Genomic DNA, 16,053 nt, shown 5'->3' with positions numbered 1-16,053 from the left:
CGCGGCTGCTCAGCGCGGCAGATAGCCGATTTCCCGGCTGATCTGCTGCGCCGCAGCCTTGACCACCGGGATGAGGGCCCGGATGCGGTCCTCGGGCATGTAGGTGATGGCGCTCGACAGGCTGATGGCCGCGGCAATCCGGCCCAGGGGATCGCGCACGGGGGCCGCCACGCAGCGGATGACGGGGCTGTCATCGCCCAGATCCAGCGCGTAGCCGCCGCTGCGATAGTCCTCCATGCGCTGGCGGAAGGTCTCGGGGTCGGTGTCGCCGGAGCGCGCCCGCCGGTTTTCCGCCAGCACCTCCTCCAGCTCGGCGGTGTCACAATCCAGCAGCAGCGCCATCCCGATGCCGGTCGAGGTCAGCGGCCGGCGCCCCCCGATCCGCGAATTGATCTCGACCGGGCGATTGCCCTGGATCTTGTCCAGATAGACCACCTCGGGGCCGCTGCGCATGCCCAGATGGACCGTCGCGCTGCTCTCCTCGGACAGGGCGGCCAGGAAGGGGTGGGCGATGCGGACAAGGTCCATCTCTCCATAGGCCTGAAAGCCCAGCTCGATCAGCTTCGGGCCCAGTTCATATTCGCGTCCGCGCGGGCTGCGCAGATAACCGCGCTCGGCCAGAACGGCGGCAAAACGGTGCGTGGTGCTGTAGGTCATGCCGGTCAGGCGGACGATATCGTTGAGCGAGGTCGCACCGCGGGCGACGGCCTCGATGACATCCAGCCCGCGGACAAGGGTTTGGCTTTTCTGCGGCCTGTCATCTGCCAAGGCGATTTGCTCACGTTCTGTATCAGGTTTGGCCTGTCATAGCATCATGTACCCCGAACTCCACAAGCTTCACGCAGCGCCCGCCGGCTTGGACGACGTGATCCGACAGGACCGCTTTGAACCCGATCCATGGGGCGCCACGAAGATGCGCGTGCATTTCCATGGCAAAAAGACGTCATTGTCCTTGACCGGCAACCTTCACGGCCGGGTCCGTAGCCATGCCGCCACGATACCGCGAAGTCCCCCGTCGCATTTCAGTGGCTCCCAGAGCCTGGCCTGCCATCTGACAGCGATCACCACGACCGTTCCGCATCCGCGTGTTCAGGCAACTTGGGAGGGCGCGCCATGTTGTCCTGCGGACCAGGTGGTATCGCCGCCAGCGGAACCATTGACCGTGAAGCAATCCACCACTGCCGACAGTTGCCGGGCTTCCTGTTCAAGCGCGGCACAGGCGGCCGTCGTCTCTTCGAACATGGCGACGTTCTTTTGAGAGGCATTGTCGAGCTGGCCAACCGCCTGGTTGATTTCGCCGATGCCACGGGACTGCTCGCCGGAAGAGGTGGCGATATTGCCGACGTGATCCGCGATTTCCACCACAGAGGCGATGATCGTCTCCAGCGCCTTGCCGACCTGGCCCACCGAGCTGACGCCACTGGCGATCTGCGACGTGGATTGGCCGATGATCCGATTGATTTCGCTGGCAGATTCGGAAGCTCTTTGGGCAAGCGCGCGCACCTCCTGGGCAACAACGGCAAAGCCTCGCCCGGCCTCCCCCGCCCGGGCCGCTTCGACCCCGGCATTGAGCGCCAGCAGATTGGTCTGGAAGGCAATGTCGTCGATGACGGCGGTGATGCGGCTGATCTGCTTTGAGGAATCCTCGATGCTGCCCATGGTGGCGACGGCTTCGGTCATGACACCACGGCTGGTTTCGGCACTGCGCCGGGCCGAGCCGACCAGCTCATTGGCCTTGGAAGCGCCGCTGGCGGCCGAGGCGACGGAGCTGGTCAGCTCTTCCAGGGCGGCGGCGGATTCCCCGAGGGTTGCGGCGTCGGATTCCGTGCGGCGCGACAGATCTGCGGCGGCACGGGCGATCTCCTGGGAACTGTGTGAGATCGTAAGGGTCGATGTGGACAGTTGGTGCACGACCTGGCTGAGTGTATTGATCGCGTCGTTGAAATCCTTGCGCAGGGCATCATAGGCGCCAGGGAAGGTGTCGTGGATCTCGTGGGTGAGGTCTCCGGAGGCCAACTTCTTGAGGCCCATGGCCAGGGCGCCGACAACCTGCTCTTGTTCTTCCGCGCGCTCCCGGGCGACCTTTTCCTCGGTCTCCTGCAGCGTCTTGCGTTCCAACGCACCGTCCCGGAAGATCTGCAGTGCCCTGGCCAGGCGACCAAGCTCGCCACTGCGCGCAAGGCCAGTGACCTCCGCAAGATCACCGCCCGCTAGGCGTTCGGTGGTCCGGGTAATGCGGTTGAGCGGGCGCACGACCATGAGCCAGGTCAGCACGGGTAGCACGCAAAAGAGGGCGAGGCTGAGAATGCCGATCAGGGACATGGTGGCCCTGGCACTGGTGATGCTGGCCTCGATCGATCCTGCCGCGACACCGATCGCGGATCGGGCAGACCGGCTGTAGGCCGCAATGCGGTTGCGGATTTCCGCCACGGTTTCGGTGGCCGTGCGCTCTGCCTCCAGGGCATCCGCCGTGGCATCCAGGGCCGCCGCGCGGGTCTGGGGAACGCCGGTGTCGGGATCTGCGAGGCCAAGCATGGCTTCGATGGCGGCCTGAAGCTCGGGCGTTTCGCCTTTCTGGAGGTCCCGCAGATGCGCGGCGGCCTGGGCCAGGTCATCGCCGCGGCGGGCGAGTTCCTCGGGGGTGCGGGCCAGAGAGGCCTGGAGCGCCGTTGCGAAGAAGGCCTTGGCGACGCTGTCGAGGGTGCCGATCTCCATGATCCGTGTCACCTGGTCATCCAGGAGCCTGCGGATTGCGCCGGAATTGCTCGATTTCGTGTCCTCGGTCTGGATCTCAAGCTCGAAAGAGATGTCGTCAAGCGCCGTCGCCAGCGCCGTATCGGCGCTGCGGCGCAGTTCGAGAAGCGCGCGGATGTCGGGCTTGCGGCTGAAGGGGATGGGCTCGAAGGCAGCGGCCATGCCGTCGCGGGTCGAATTGACTGCTTGAGCAGCGGCCTGGGTGCCGGGATCGGCGACCAGCTGTTCGGTGAGGACATCAAGAGAGCGCGAGGAAGAGAGCGCCAGATCGCGGAGGATCGAGAGGGTGGCGCTGTCACTGGTGCGCACGGCGGCCAGGGCCAGGCCGCTGATCAGGTTGATCTCTGCCCGGGCCTGCTGGGTGGCGGACAATAGGGCCACGTCGCGGCTGACCAGTTCTGTCAGGCGCCGGTCGACACCTTCGATGGTGGCCTCGCCGTTCATTGCCAGCTCGAAGTAGGCGTCATCGGCGGCCGTCGCCAGGGCGGCGGAAAGCTCGGCATCAAGATCGGTGGCACGTTCGACTGCAGCGGCGATCTCGTCTCCGCGCAGGAATTGCGCCTGCCGCTCGGCAGCGAGATCCGCCAGCGCCTGGCCGGCGCGCTGCAGCGCAGGCTGCAGGTCCTTGCGGGCCTCTGGCGCGAGCTTCGCAATACGCTCCTGCGCCGTGGCGATGATCCCGCTCGTTTCGGACTGCATCTGCTGCAGGGCGGGAAGATCCACGGCGGCGAGCAGGTCCGAGAGGTTGCGGCCGATCTCCTGGGCGGAGGTCGAGACATCCGCGCTTTGTTCCAGCTGGGGCAATCTTTCCGCGCTGAGGTCTCCGACCTCCGTCGCAACGGACTGGAACACGTTCCAGCCGACGACGACAGCAGCCACGGTCATGGCCGCCATCGCGCCAAGGACCACGACCAGGCGTGCGAGTACGCTACCGAAGACATCCATCCTGAAGCTCATCCATTCTGTACCGAAGTCCGGGGCCGGCCCTGGGACCGGCGCCCATTTGCTGGGGACCGCGCGGGCGCGCCCGCGATGCCCGGGCTCAGCCGCCTTGGCCGACAGGCACGGGCGTGAAACTGCCGTCGGGCTGGATCTTGGTCAGGAAGACGACGTCCGATCCCTGGTTGTCATTCGGCCCATAGGTGAGGGTGAACCCGCCCAGATCGAGGGTGCCGAGCCCTTGCAGGGCCGCAAGATAGCTTTCGCGGGTCAGGTCTCTGCCCGCGGCGTCCAGCGCGGCGATGGCGACGCGACCGGTGATATAGCCTTCCAGCGAGACGAAGCCGGGCTTGGCGGCCGGATCGGCGGCGGTCAGGGCTGCGTGATAGGCACCGACCAGCGGCAGGCTGTCATCCCAGGGGAAGGGGACGACCTGGCTGATGATGACGCCCTCCCCCTCGCTGCCCAGTTCGGCGGCCAGGGCATCGGACCCCACGAAGGAAATGTTCACGAAGACCGGCGACATGTTCATCTTGTGCGCCAGGCGGATGAACTCGGCGATCGGCTTGTAGGCGCCGACCATGACGACGGCCTGTGGATCGGCCTTGCGGATGGCCAAAAGGGCGGTCTTCACGGCAACGGTGTTGCGGGTGTAGGTGCCCTGGGCCACCAGGGTCATGCCGTGGCTTTCCATGGCGGCGGTCACGCCGTCCAGGCCGACACGGCCAAAGCCATCGTCCTGATAGAGGATGGCAATCCGCTCAAGGCCCAGATCCTTGACGAGGTGGTCGATCCAGACTGCGGTTTCCGCGCCATAGGTCGCCCGGATGTTGACCACGTTCTTCAGCGCCGGGTCACGCAGGAAACCGGCGCCGGTGAAGGGGCCGATGAAGGGCAGGTTGGCGGCGGTGGCCAGGGGCTGCGTCGCCTGCGAGGTGGGTGTGCCGACGGGGCCGATGAGGCCGATATGGGCGTTACCCTCGATCACGTCGCGGACCACGGTCATCGAGCGGTCGGGCTCGTACCCGTCGTCATAAGTGTCGAGCGCGATCGTCCGTCCGTTCACCCCCCCCTTTCGGTTTGCCTCGTCGAAGGCGGCCTCGATCCCCTGACGCATCCCGGTGCCGAGTGCGCCGGCGGGGCCATCGAAGGCGGCGACCTGGGCGAATGTGACGGTGGTATCCGTAATTCCCTGCTCCGCATGGGCGGGGGACAGGGCCGCGACGGCGAGCAGAGAGGCCACGCCAAATACGTGCTTCATCATTGCAGGGTCCTTCCGACAAGTGCATCGCAAGCAGGCTATGCATGAATTTCCTTTCCAGAAGCTTAGGCCAGTTCAAGAGTCTCCCTCCTTCCCTAACAAGATACTGAAGCACCCTGGCCCCGACGCCCTTCATGGAAGAGGCGTCATCGACACCACTGGACAGATGTGGCGATGCACGGATCGGCCGGGATTGCAGGATCGCTGTTCAGCCGGTCCGGTCCTGGGTCGCGCAGGCTGCTGCGGGATCCCCGGCCCGGGATCGGAATGGTCGTCAATGATGCTGCGGTCCCTGATTGCGCGCTCGACCGGCTCTGTGGCGGGGCGGGGCGTCCCTCCATCGCACCGGATCGGCTGATCCGGGCCAGCCGGCGTCAGATCCTCCTTTCGATCCGATCCGGGCAGCACTCTTTGGAACAGACCGAGTGCAACCTTCTGTTTCGTTGGCTCGTGGGCCTGCGTTCGAACAGAAGGAGCCGTCCGGCAAGGGCGTCCTCAGGGACCCTGCCTTGGTCTTGGGCCATGTGAAACGGGACGGTGACCGGGTGACATCCGGCGCCTTCGTCGAGGGGCTGATCCATGCGAAATCCGAGGGGCGCAGGATCCACCTCTTCTGGCAGCACAGCCCGGGCCAGCCCGTTGACGTGCGGGATCTGGCCGGGAACGCGAAGAGCCTTTCGGACAAGGGGCTGCCAGTGCGCGATGGCGCAAGGCGCGCGCGGCCCATGCGCGAATGACGGCGGGCACCATCGGTGGTCTGTCGATCGGCTGCCGCAAGATCCGCGCCGCGCCCGCCGACGGTGTGCCGGTGCTGGCGAGGCGGGACCTTCCCGATGAACGCCCCCGCCCAACAAACGCCACCGCCCAACAAACGCCACCGAGAAACTGTCGCCCGTGACTGCTGAATATGTGGGGCCGAAGGTGGCTCTGGCGCGCTATGCCGTCACCGCACGACACTGTTGTGCGCACTTGTCCCGTGACAAAGGGGTCAGGCGGGCAGGGGGTTCCAGCAGGCGAGGCCGCGCAGCAGCGGCGGCGCCCCGTCGTGGCAACGCGGCTGGACGCGCGGGCAGCGCAGGGCCAGTGCACAGCCCCTGGGCGGCGTGCTGCCGGGGCGCGGCGGCGGCAGGGTCCCCCCGTTCGGCCGCAGCAGTGCCGCGCTGAGCGGATGCCGCGGAGCGCTGAAAAGGCGTGCGGGGGGCGCATCTTCGACCAGGCGGCCACCGCAAAGGATGCCGATGCGCTCGGTCTGCTGGGCGGCGACCCCCAGGTCGCGCCCCACCAGCAGCAGCGCCAGCCCCATCCGGTCGCGCAGGCGCTGCAGCAGAACCAGCATCCGGCTGCGCTGCGTCGGATCGGCACCGGGCCCGGGGTCTTCGGCGATCAGCAGGTCAGGGCGCCCGGCCAGGGCCAGCGCCAGGCCCAGTGGCTGGCGGATGTCCTCCGGCAGGACGGCGGCGTCGCGCAACGCCATGTCCAGGCCCAGCTGGTCCATCAGGCTGCGGGCGGTGCGCCGGGCGCTGTCGGCGGCGGCACCGGTGTGATGGCGGATGGCGGCCTCCAGCTGCTCGGCGGCGGAACCTGCGTTTCGCGGTGCCAGCCCGGCCAGGGCCACCCGCAGGCCGGGCGCCCCCGCCTCGGTCCCTTCCAGGCGGATCTGGCCGGTGATCCGGGCGGGTGGCGGCAGTTGCCCGGCGATGGCACGGGCCACCAGCGCGGCATCACCGCCATCCTCAGAGACCAGCGCCAGCGCCTCGCCCTGGGCGATCTGCAGGTCGATGCCCCGCACCAGCTGGGTTTCACCCAAGGTGATCCGCAGGTCGGTCAGGCGCAGCAGCGGCCGGCCCCGGGCCAGCGCCCGGCCGGCCGTCAGCGGATAGTCGGTGACCAGATAGTCCAGCGGACGCTCGGTGCAGAAGCGGGCATAAAGCGCAGGCCCCTGGCGCGCGGCCCTGAGATCCAGCGCGCCGTCCAGCACCACCAGATGGGCATCGCTGATCACCGGGCCCAGCGTGGCAGCGGCGCGAAACAGCAGCAGGTCCGAGGCCTGCGGCACATAGAAGGCCAGCCGCGCCGTCTGGCCCAGCCCGGCATAGTGCTGCAGATCCTCAAGGCTGCCGATGCGGACGGCGACGGTGCTGTCGTGGGTCAGCGCCAGCGCCTGGGCGGCAGTGGCACGGTCGAAGGTCAGCAGGATCGCGCGCCGGCCCATGCCATGACGGGACAGCGCGGCGATGACGGCCTCGACCGGGGTGGCCTTGAAATCCAGCAGCAGACCGGCCCCGGACGGGGCCAGCCGCGCCAGCGCATCCTCAAAGCGCAGCATCCGGTCGGCGCCGGGGGTGCCGTCGGCCTCGGTCAGCCGGACCGAGGCAAGCTTGGCATCGGGCACGGCGGCGATCGGACCGGCGCCGTTGGTGGTGCGGTCAAGGGTTTCGTCATGCAGCAGCCACAGCGTTCCGTCGGCCGAGGCGCGCAGATCGACCTCGATCCACGAAAGCCCGGCGGCCAGGCAGGCCGAGAGCGATGCGGCGGCGTTCTCGGGCTGGTCGGGGCCAAGCCTGCCGCGATGGGCCACGATACGGGTGCTGCGGGGGCGCATCAGGCCCCGCCGTGGCAGGACGGGGGCAGGGGGGCGGGATCGGCCATCGTCACGTCACCGGAACCAGGGGGGACGGGCCCTGGCATCGAGCCCGTCTGTCGCAATCAATCTAGGGGTGTCGCGGGGTTCCGCGCAAGCCTTCGCCTGCGACGGCGATCAGGACTCCAGGGCGTGGAACCTGCGGTTCCAGTAGGCCGAGGCCGTGACCCCGGGGGCGGTGACGACGCCGACGATCTCGGCGAAGATGACGGTATGGGTGCCGACATCCAGACGTTGCGTGACTTCGCAGTCGAAGGACACCACCGCGCCGTCAAGCGCAGGCGCGCCGGTCGCGGTCTCGCGCCAGCGGGCCTGGGCAAAGCGGTCCTCCATCGGGGTCTTGCCGCCGAAGAGCATGGCAAGGTCCTGGTGATCCGGCCCGACGGTGTTGACGCAGAGCGCGTCATTGCCGGCAAAGGCCGTCGCCACACTGCCTGAGCGGTTGACGCAGACCAGCAGCGTCGGCGGTTCGGCGGTGACCGAGCAGACCGCCGAGGCGGTGAAGCCCGCGCGCCCCGCGGGGCCGTCGGTAGTGACGATGTTTACCGCCCCCGCCAGGCGCGACATGCCCTCGCGGAAGAGATCGAGCGATACGCGGGCAAGCGCCTGCGGCGGGGTTTCCTGAGCGTCCTCAAGTTTCATGGCGGGGCCTTTCCTGTCTGTCGCGGCAGACAACCATGTCTGCGCTCCGGGGTGTAGTGAGAAAGCGGCACGGGGGCGATGAAGTTTCCAGAGGCGTGATCAGCCGGGGCCGGGTTCTCTGTGGTGAAGGTGGCGCCTTTCAGCCGGGTGATCGGTGTCGCGGCGCGTCACGACCAAGATCCCCGGCGGCATGCCCCCTGGCCCGGTCAGACCGGGGGCCGTGACCAAAAGCATCTGCAGCAGCGTCCAAAGGGACATCCCGCCGCTGCGCCCCAGCCCCCGCGAGGGACCTCGGCCATGTCGCCCTGCCTCATCCGCATCGACGCCTGCGCCTGTAGCCACCATTGGGGCCGCGGGCTTGCGTAACCCGGTCATACTGTCCGGCTGATGCCGCCGCTGTAGGTCAAAACTGACCTGAAACGCGGCACGTCCGACGGTGAGGAGGTCCGTGGCCGCGGAAGCCTGCAAACCATGAAAAGGTCATTTGCGCGGCCTTAACGCGGCCAACAATGCGGTTTGTCGAGATCAGGTCCGAGGACCAGCAGACGCTTCTCTCCTTGCACCGCACGTCGTTGTTCGACAGCGCAGCCAGTTGATTAACATGCTTCGGAGCCTGGCTGCGGAATGCGGGATCACCACCGCCCGGGGCGTCGCGCGGACCATCGATGTGCCTAAGGCCTCATCAAGGGCAAGCAGTCCGGGTTCCCAGAACTGGTCCTGCGGGTGCTTGGCCGTCAGCGGGTCGAACTGCACAGGGCCGATTGCGAAGGTGCGTTCGTGGAAAGTGTTGGCGTCAGCTTCGGCATCGCGATCCGCATCAGCCAGGTCAGGCAAGGGATTTCAAGCATCTGTCGCAAAAACTGCAAGGCGGACCGGGGGCTTGCGGTGGTGCCCGGCGATCTGGCCGCATGTGGGCAGGCCCGAGGCTCCCGGCGATCTGGCAGGCCACGTCTGCATCGCTCACAACCGGCTCGCTCAGGCCGAGACCGGGGAGCTGAACTGTGGAACGGAAATCCCCCACCACCGTGCCGTGGATCGCGCGCCACAATCCACAGCACGGCAAAATCGCCCTCTCGCGGCTGGCGCGGCGTGACGCGCCGCAACGGCAAGATGGGGGCTTGCCCGCAGATGATCCATCTGGCCCAAACCCTTTAGACGGTCGTTTTCATTGCGGCTATCGAGCGGAAATTTTGTTTATAACCTGAATTATGTAATATTAAAAGCAGGCCAGATCCGGCGCATCGGGTCGCATCACGCCTTCCGGAACATCGGACAGGACAGGATCGGACTCCGCGCCGATCAAAATCTGCCCAGATTGAAAACTTGTTGCATTCGGATGAAACCCGGATCCGAATAAGTGCAGTTTTATCAAACCTAGCCGCTGGCTACGACCTGTTCCTGTGACGGCCCGTCGGGTGACCGGACGCGCCCCTTCGATGATGCACAGGAGACGACCATGACCTTCGAACTCAGCCGCCGCGGGATCCTGATGGGCGCCGCAGGGTTTGCCGCCAGCCTTGCCACCCCGGCCCTGGTGCGCGCCGCCGGCAGCCAGGATTTCACCGGCAAGACGCTCAGCCTGCTGACCTGGTCCGACAACACCGGGCTGGCCGTGCTGGAGCAGATCGTCAAGCCGTTCGAGCAGGCCACCGGCGCCAGGGTCATCGCCGACCGCACCGGCAGCACCTCCGAGATGGTGGCCAAGCTGCGCGCCAGCGGCAGCCGCCCAGCCTATGACGTGATCACCCTGGCGGGCGTCGGCGCCATCACGCTGGCGGATGACGGCCTGCTGGCCAGGCCCGACCTGAACAAGCTGCCGAACCTTGCCGATGTCGATCCGCGCTTCCGCACCGGCGCCGACGGGCACGGCATCGGCTACCTGCTGTGGACCGGCGGGCTGATCTACAACACCAAGACCTTCAAGACCCCGCCGAAAAGCTATGCCGAAATGTGGGATCCCTCTCATGCGGGGCGGGTCTTCCTGCCGCCCTCGACCTAGACCGATGCGCTCGATACCATCGTCGCGACCGAACGGATGCTGGGTGCGGGCAAGGCCGACACCGACCATGCCGATGGGCGTTGTTGCAGAAAGGCGGCCTGAGACGTGAGTGCCCCTTTCCCGTTCAGGCTCAGGCCACGCGAACAACCTCGGCGGTGCCGAGCGCGTTGAAGCGATTGATAAGAGCGACGCGGATGTGGATTTCGGCGGTTTGGCGATCGGGGTCCCTTGCAGCGATGCGCTCGCCGAAGGACTTGATGCAGCGCATCTTGGCCTCCACGCGGCTGCGAGCGTGGTATCCGGTCCACCGTTTCCAGAACGCCCGGCCGTAGTGACGTGTGGCGCGCAGGGTTTCGTTGCGCGCCTTGGCAGCCGGGCAGTCCTCTTTCCAAGCCCGACCGTTCCTTCGGATCGGTATGATTGCCGAGCCGCCGCGTGCGATGATGGCGCTGTGACATCGGCGGGTATCGTAGGCGCCATCCGCAGTCACGGTGCCGATGTCCTCGTCCTCGGGGATCTGGCCCAACAGGTCTGGCAGGATGGGGCTGTCGCCTTCCCGGCTGGGGGTGAACTCAACGGCCCGGATATCCGAAGTGGTAGTGTCCATTGCCAGATGCACCTTGCGCCATTGGCGACGACCCTGAACACCATGCTTGCGGGCCTGCCATTCGCCGTCGCCAAGAAACTTGATGCCGGTGCTGTCCACCAGCAGATTCAGCGGCCCGTCGGCACGACGATAGGGGATCTGCACCTTGAGGGTCTTCTGCCTACGGCACAGCGTCGAGTAGTCGGGAATGGGCCAGTCCAGTCCTGCGAGCCGCAGGAGGCTCGCGACCATCCCGGCTGTCTGTCTGAGCGGCAGTTTGAACAGCACCTTGATCGACAGGCAGAACTGGATCGCGGCATCCGAGAAAACTGGCGGGCGCCCTGGGCGTCCCTCATGCGGCGCGTGCCAGGCCATCTCCTTGTTCAGCCAGATCAGCAGTGACCCGCGCTTCCTGAGCGCATCGTTGTAGGTAGACCAGTTTGTCGTGTGGTAGCGGGCGGGCTTGGGCTTGCTCATGCAGCGCGTCTAACCGCATGGATTCCCGATGTGAATCCTTCACCGGCTGAGTTCTGCAACAACGCCCATCGATCCAGTCCTGCACGCGCACATGGGCTGCGGCTTCCTCGGCCAGGGGACGGTTTTCAACCGCATCAAAATGACCTGCAAGCGCCGCTTCGATGTCCCGGGGCCGCGTGTTGTGCCCTTCGATCAGGTTCGAGTAGTGGGCATTCATGATACGGGTCATCGCCCGCAACTCGGCCGCGCTGTCCGGGTGCAGTCTGCGCCCGAGCGTTTCCGCCGCCGACCGGATCTCCAGGATCAGGTCCGTCAGTTCGACGGGGACGGCCTCTTCGATACCGCAGGGTTCGATGCGCGCGGGTGTTTCAAGCATGGCTGATCTTACGATTGGGCGTCAAACGATGCACATGGCTGGATCCGGCGCACAGGGTTGCATCATGCCATCTGGAAAATCGGACATGATCGGACGCCGCGCCGATCAAAATCTGTCCCGATAGAAAATCTCGTCGCCTTATCAGGTGACCCGGATCCGAATAAGTGCGGTTCTATCAAAACCCGACCTGTTCCTGTGACGGCCCGTCGGGTGACCGCATGCGCCCCTTCGATGGTGCATAGGACCATGCCCTTGGAACTCAGCCGCCGCGGGATCTTGATGGGCGCCGCAGGATTTACTGCCAGCCTTGCCACCCCGGCCCTGGTGCGCGCCGTCGGCAGCCAGGATATCACCGACAAAACGCTCAGCCTGCTGACCTGGTCCGACCTGAACAAGCTGCCGAACCTTGCCGATGTCGATCCGCGGTTCCGCACCGGCGCCGACGGGCGCGGCATCGGCTACCTGCTGTGGACCGGCGGCCTGATCTACAACACCAAGACCTTCAAGACCCCGCCGAAAAGCGATGCCGAAATGTGGGATGCCTCTCATGCGGCGCGGGTCTTTCCGCCGCCCTCGACCTGGACTGATGCGCTCGATACCATCGTCGCGACCGAACGGATGCCGGGTACAGCCAGGGCCGACACCGACCATGCCGATGCCGCCGCGCCTGAGCGTGCATGCAAAAGGCCCGCCGTGGCGGGCCTTTTCATCGTCTTCGCAGGGCCTTACAGCTTGCCGGTCAGCTCCGGCACGGCGGCGAACAGGTCCGCGACCAGGCCGTAATCGGCCACCTGGAAGATCGGCGCCTCTTCGTCCTTGTTGATTGCCACGATCACCTTCGAATCCTTCATCCCCGCAAGGTGCTGGATCGCCCCGGAAATCCCGACCGCCACGTACAGCTCGGGTGCCACGACCTTGCCGGTCTGGCCAACCTGCCAGTCGTTCGGCGCAAAGCCCGAATCGACCGCCGCCCGCGAGGCGCCCACTGCCGCGCCCAGCTTGTCCGCCAGCGCCTCGATCAGTGCGAAATCCTCTTCCGAGCCAACGCCGCGCCCGCCAGAGACGACGATCTTCGCCGAGGTCAGCTCGGGCCGGTCCGAGGCCGCAACCTTGTCCTCGACCCAGGCCGACAGGCCCGGATCCGCCACGGCGCCCAGCGTCTCGACCGGGGCGGCGTTGCCCAGGCCCGCCGCCTCGAAGGTCGAGGTCCGGAAGGTGATCACCTTAACCGAATCCTTGGATTTCACAGTCTGAATGGCATTGCCCGCGTAGATCGGGCGCTCGAACGTATCGGCATCCACCACGGAGGTGACATCAGACAGGATCATCACGTCGAGAAGGGCCGCCACGCGCGGCAGGATGTTCTTTGCATCCGAGGTCGCCGGCGCCACGATGTGGCTATAGCCCGGCGCCAGGGACAGGATCAGCGCCGCGACGGGCTCGGCCAGGCGGTGGGCCAGGGCGGCGTCCTCGGCCACCAGCACCTTCGCCACACCGGCGATGGTGGCGGCTTCGGCACCGGCAGCGGCGCCCAGGCACAGCACGGTCACATCGCCCAGCGTCTGGGCGGCGGTCACGGCCTTGGCGGTGGCATCCAGTGCCAGCGCGCCCTCGTTGATCTCGGCAAGCAGCAGGACAGCCATCACAGGATCCCCTTCTCTTTCAGTTTCGACACCAGCTCGTCGACCGAGGCCACCATCTCGCCGGCCTGACGCGCTGCGGGTTCCGAGGTCTTGACGATCTCAAGCCGCGGGGTCACGTCGACGCCCAGCTCGGCCGCGGTCTTTTCGGCCAGGGGTTTCTTCTTGGCTTTCATGATGTTGGGCAGCGAGGCATAGCGCGGCTCGTTCAGGCGCAGGTCGGCGGTGACGACCGCGGGCAGCTTGACGCTGATGGTCTGCAGGCCGCCGTCGACCTCGCGGGTGACGGTGGCGGCATCGCCCTCGACGCCCACTTCGCCGGCAAAGGTCGCCTGGGACCAGCCCAGCAGCGCCGACAGCATCTGCCCGGTGGCGTTCATGTCGTTGTCGATGGCCTGCTTGCCGGCGATGACCAGCTGCGGCGCCTCTTCGGCGACGATCGCCTTCAGGATCTTGGCGACGGCCAGCGGCTCGATATCCTGATGCACGTCATCGGCCGCAACCACCAGGATGGCGCGGTCGGCGCCCATCGCCAGCGCCGTGCGCAGGGTTTCCTGCGCCTGCCTGACGCCGATGGAAACCGCAACAACCTCGGTCGCGATACCCTTTTCCTTCAGCCGGATCGCCTCTTCCACGGCAATCTCGTCGAACGGGTTCATCGACATCTTCACGTTCGCAAGATCGACACCGCTGCCATCCGCCTTCACGCGGACCTTCACGTTGTAGTCGATGACCCGCTTCACGGGCACGAGGATCTTCATGCGTCTACACCTTCCTTGGTCTTCCATGGCACATCGCCCTGCGCCGCCCAGAACATCGGACCGCCGCGATCGCGCGGGAAACCGTAGCCATGAACCCAGACCACGTCGATATCCGAGGCGCGCCGCGCGATGCCCTCCTGCAGGATGCGCTGGCCCTCCTCGATCATCGGGCGGTGGGTGCGGGCCAGGATCTCGGCCGCGTCAAGCGTGCGGGGGGTGACGCCGGACTGCGCCCGGGTGGCGGCAATCAGCGCCTGCACCTCGTCCGAGAGCGCCCTGCCCTCGGGTCCGTAATCATACCAGCCGCGCCCGGCCTTCTGGCCAAAGCGACCGGCCTCGCAGAGCGCATCGGGGATGGCATCCGTCACCCCCATCGACTGCCGGTTGCGCCAGCCGATGTCGAGGCCCGCCAGGTCCTGCATCTCGAACGGGCCCATCGGCCAGCCGAAATCGCGGAATGCCTGGTCCACCGCCTGCGGGGTGGCGCCATCCATCAGCAGCGGCGTCAGCGCATTGGTGCGCGCCATCAGCATCCGGTTGCCGATGAAGCCGCGGCAGACACCGGCGACGACCGCCTGCTTGCCCAGCCGACGCGCCAGTTTCAGGGCCGAGGCCATGACATCGGGCGTGGTCTCGGCGCCTTGGACGATTTCCAGCAGTTTCATGATGTTGGCGGGCGAGAAGAAATGCAGCCCCACCACGTCGCCGGGCCGCGAGGTGGCGCGGGCGATCTCGTTCACGTCAAGATACGAGGTGTTCGTCGCCAGGATCGCGCCCGGCTTCAGCACCGCGTCAAGCTCGGCGAAGATGGTCTTCTTGACGCCCATATCCTCGAAGGCGGCCTCGACCACCAGATCGCATTGCGCCAGATCCTGCGCGCTCAGCGTGCCCAGGACGCGGGACTTGCGGTCGGCGGCCTTGTGATCGGCCAGCCGTCCCTTGGCGACCGCGCGGTCATAGGTGTCGTGGATGCGCTTCAGGCCGCGCTCCAGCGCCTCGGGGCTGGTTTCGCGCAGATGCACCGTCAGACCCGCATCGACGAAGGCCATGGCGATGCCCGCCCCCATGGTGCCCGCGCCGATGACGCCCACGGTCTCGATCGGGCGGGGCGTGGCGGCGGCCTCGGCGGTATCGGGTTTGACCGCCTCGCGTTCCGCGAAGAAGAGGTGGCGCAGTGCAGCCGAGCGCGCCGATCCCGCCGCGTCATCGAAGAGCGCGCGTTCCGCGACCATGGCCTCGGCGAAGGGCAGCGCCACGGCCTTGCGGATCGCCTCGGCGGCCAGATCCGAGGCGGTGGATTTCGTCGCCCGGCGGTTCTCGGCCGCGATCCGATCAAAGGTCGCGGGATCGCAGGGGGGCATCGCGGGCTTGCGCGCGGACACCGGCGGGGGGGCCGCGCCTTCGGCCAGGCGGGCCTTCAGGAAGGCGATGGCGCCGTCCAGCAGGTCATGGTCGACGCGGGCGTCGATCAGCCCGTGCAGCTGGGCCTCTTCGGCGCCCATCATGCGGCCGGTCCCGGCCAGCGACAGCGCCACGTCGGCGCCCGCCAGATAGGTCGTGCGCACGGTGCCGCCGGCGCCGGGCAGCAGGCCCAGACGGACCTCGGGCAGGCCGACCCTGGCATCTGCCAGCGCGACGCGCCAGGTGCAGCCAAGCGCCAGTTCCAGCCCGCCGCCAAGCGCCGTGCCGTGGATCGCGGCGACCGAGGGGTAAGGCAGCGCCTCCAGCCGGTCGATCAGATCGCGCAGCATCGGGCGCAGCACCTGGCCCAGCTCGGAAATTTCGGCACCGGCGACAAAGGTGCGCCCGGCGCAGGCCACCACCAGCCCGGTGATGCCGGTCATCGCGGCCAGCTCGTCCAGCCTTTGCGCCACCGAGATCCGCAGCGCATGGCTGAGCGCATTCACCGGCGGCCGGTCGAGGGTCAGGATGGCAATATCGTCGCGGCGCTCCAGCCGCGTGAGGGGAGCGGTCATG

12 protein-coding genes and 1 pseudogene are annotated in these 16,053 nt (G+C 67.1%); 4 read left to right on the top strand and 9 right to left on the bottom strand.

Annotated features, from left to right (window positions below; genetic code table 11):
* Window positions 1–9 precede the first annotated feature (9 nt).
* From AC2ITM_RS17635 to AC2ITM_RS17625, 3 genes are all read right to left on the bottom strand, one after another.
* Window positions 10–768, bottom strand: coding sequence for an IclR family transcriptional regulator (locus AC2ITM_RS17635; protein WP_486469748.1), 759 nt, complete (start codon window positions 766–768; stop codon window positions 10–12).
* Between the two features lie 321 nt (window positions 769–1,089).
* Window positions 1,090–3,699, bottom strand: a complete 2,610-nt coding sequence (locus AC2ITM_RS17630) for a methyl-accepting chemotaxis protein (RefSeq protein ID WP_486469747.1) — start codon at window positions 3,697–3,699, stop codon at window positions 1,090–1,092.
* A gap of 97 nt (window positions 3,700–3,796) precedes the next feature.
* Window positions 3,797–4,957: an ABC transporter substrate-binding protein gene (locus AC2ITM_RS17625; RefSeq protein ID WP_486469746.1), complete on the bottom strand. Its 1,161-nt coding sequence runs from the start codon at window positions 4,955–4,957 to the stop codon at window positions 3,797–3,799.
* A gap of 171 nt (window positions 4,958–5,128) precedes the next feature.
* Here AC2ITM_RS17625 and AC2ITM_RS17620 point away from each other — a divergent pair, with 171 nt between their 5' ends.
* Together AC2ITM_RS17620 and AC2ITM_RS17615 are read left to right on the top strand one after the other, a co-directional pair.
* The gene (locus tag AC2ITM_RS17620; RefSeq protein WP_486469745.1) at window positions 5,129–5,482 is read left to right on the top strand and encodes a transposase; all 354 of its coding nucleotides are present in this window, start codon (window positions 5,129–5,131) and stop codon (window positions 5,480–5,482) included.
* The gene (locus tag AC2ITM_RS17615; protein ID WP_486469771.1) at window positions 5,464–5,691 is read left to right on the top strand and encodes a hypothetical protein; all 228 of its coding nucleotides are present in this window, start codon (window positions 5,464–5,466) and stop codon (window positions 5,689–5,691) included. Before AC2ITM_RS17620 ends, AC2ITM_RS17615 begins: the two co-directional genes overlap by 19 nt.
* Before the next feature lie 251 nt (window positions 5,692–5,942).
* Here the strand turns inward: AC2ITM_RS17615 and AC2ITM_RS17610 are convergent, their stop codons facing one another.
* Together AC2ITM_RS17610 and AC2ITM_RS17605 are read right to left on the bottom strand one after the other, a co-directional pair.
* Window positions 5,943–7,556, bottom strand: coding sequence for a glycerophosphodiester phosphodiesterase family protein (locus AC2ITM_RS17610; RefSeq protein WP_486469744.1), 1,614 nt, complete (start codon window positions 7,554–7,556; stop codon window positions 5,943–5,945).
* A gap of 156 nt (window positions 7,557–7,712) precedes the next feature.
* A complete protein-coding gene (locus AC2ITM_RS17605) occupies window positions 7,713–8,237 on the bottom strand; it encodes a flavin reductase (RefSeq protein ID WP_486469743.1) in 525 nt (174 codons plus the stop codon).
* Window positions 8,238–9,693: 1,456 nt separating this feature from the next.
* Here AC2ITM_RS17605 and AC2ITM_RS17600 point away from each other — a divergent pair.
* Window positions 9,694–10,227 (top strand): annotated as a pseudogene (locus tag AC2ITM_RS17600) (ABC transporter substrate-binding protein); the annotation flags it as partial.
* A 139-nt stretch (window positions 10,228–10,366) separates the two neighbouring features.
* Here AC2ITM_RS17600 and AC2ITM_RS17595 read toward each other — a convergent pair.
* Window positions 10,367–11,299, bottom strand: a complete 933-nt coding sequence (locus AC2ITM_RS17595) for an IS5 family transposase (RefSeq protein WP_486466497.1) — start codon at window positions 11,297–11,299, stop codon at window positions 10,367–10,369.
* Between the two features lie 433 nt (window positions 11,300–11,732).
* Here AC2ITM_RS17595 and AC2ITM_RS17590 point away from each other — a divergent pair, with 433 nt between their 5' ends.
* Window positions 11,733–12,458 carry a hypothetical protein gene (locus AC2ITM_RS17590; RefSeq protein ID WP_486469742.1) on the top strand — a complete coding sequence of 242 codons (726 nt, stop codon included), beginning with the start codon at window positions 11,733–11,735 and terminating at the stop codon, window positions 12,456–12,458.
* Here the strand turns inward: AC2ITM_RS17590 and AC2ITM_RS17585 are convergent.
* From AC2ITM_RS17585 to AC2ITM_RS17575, 3 genes are read right to left on the bottom strand one after another with little or no spacing between them, the layout of a single operon-like run.
* Window positions 12,401–13,318, bottom strand: coding sequence for an electron transfer flavoprotein subunit alpha/FixB family protein (locus AC2ITM_RS17585; protein ID WP_486467163.1), 918 nt, complete (start codon window positions 13,316–13,318; stop codon window positions 12,401–12,403). The two genes, AC2ITM_RS17590 and AC2ITM_RS17585, sit on opposite strands and share 58 nt — an antisense overlap.
* Window positions 13,318–14,076 (bottom strand): electron transfer flavoprotein subunit beta/FixA family protein, encoded by a 759-nt coding sequence (locus AC2ITM_RS17580; RefSeq protein WP_486469741.1) that lies wholly within the window; start codon window positions 14,074–14,076, stop codon window positions 13,318–13,320. The genes AC2ITM_RS17585 and AC2ITM_RS17580 overlap by 1 nt, the downstream gene beginning before the upstream one ends.
* A complete protein-coding gene (locus tag AC2ITM_RS17575) occupies window positions 14,073–16,052 on the bottom strand; it encodes a 3-hydroxyacyl-CoA dehydrogenase NAD-binding domain-containing protein (protein WP_486469740.1) in 1,980 nt (659 codons plus the stop codon). The genes AC2ITM_RS17580 and AC2ITM_RS17575 overlap by 4 nt, the downstream gene beginning before the upstream one ends.
* Window position 16,053: the final 1 nt, after the last annotated feature.

The organism is Pseudooceanicola sp. NS-SX9 (assembly GCF_057380705.1).
The sequence above is the reverse complement of the archived record's forward strand: the minus strand, read 5'-3'. Positions and strand labels throughout refer to the sequence as shown.

What these genes read in the sequence shown, in the direction of transcription:
- AC2ITM_RS17630 (WP_486469747.1), bottom strand. Translation starts at nt 3,699, where the DNA reads ATGGATGTCTTCGGTAGCGTACTCGCACGCCTGGTCGTGGTCCTTGGC.
- AC2ITM_RS17625 (WP_486469746.1), bottom strand. Translation starts at nt 4,957, where the DNA reads ATGATGAAGCACGTATTTGGCGTGGCCTCTCTGCTCGCCGTCGCGGCC.
- AC2ITM_RS17620 (WP_486469745.1), top strand. Translation starts at nt 5,129, where the DNA reads ATGCACGGATCGGCCGGGATTGCAGGATCGCTGTTCAGCCGGTCCGGT.
- AC2ITM_RS17610 (WP_486469744.1), bottom strand. Translation starts at nt 7,556, where the DNA reads ATGCGCCCCCGCAGCACCCGTATCGTGGCCCATCGCGGCAGGCTTGGC.
- AC2ITM_RS17605 (WP_486469743.1), bottom strand. Translation starts at nt 8,237, where the DNA reads ATGAAACTTGAGGACGCTCAGGAAACCCCGCCGCAGGCGCTTGCCCGC.
- AC2ITM_RS17595 (WP_486466497.1), bottom strand. Translation starts at nt 11,299, where the DNA reads ATGAGCAAGCCCAAGCCCGCCCGCTACCACACGACAAACTGGTCTACC.
- AC2ITM_RS17585 (WP_486467163.1), bottom strand. Translation starts at nt 13,318, where the DNA reads ATGGCTGTCCTGCTGCTTGCCGAGATCAACGAGGGCGCGCTGGCACTG.
- AC2ITM_RS17580 (WP_486469741.1), bottom strand. Translation starts at nt 14,076, where the DNA reads ATGAAGATCCTCGTGCCCGTGAAGCGGGTCATCGACTACAACGTGAAG.
- AC2ITM_RS17575 (WP_486469740.1), bottom strand. Translation starts at nt 16,052, where the DNA reads ATGACCGCTCCCCTCACGCGGCTGGAGCGCCGCGACGATATTGCCATC.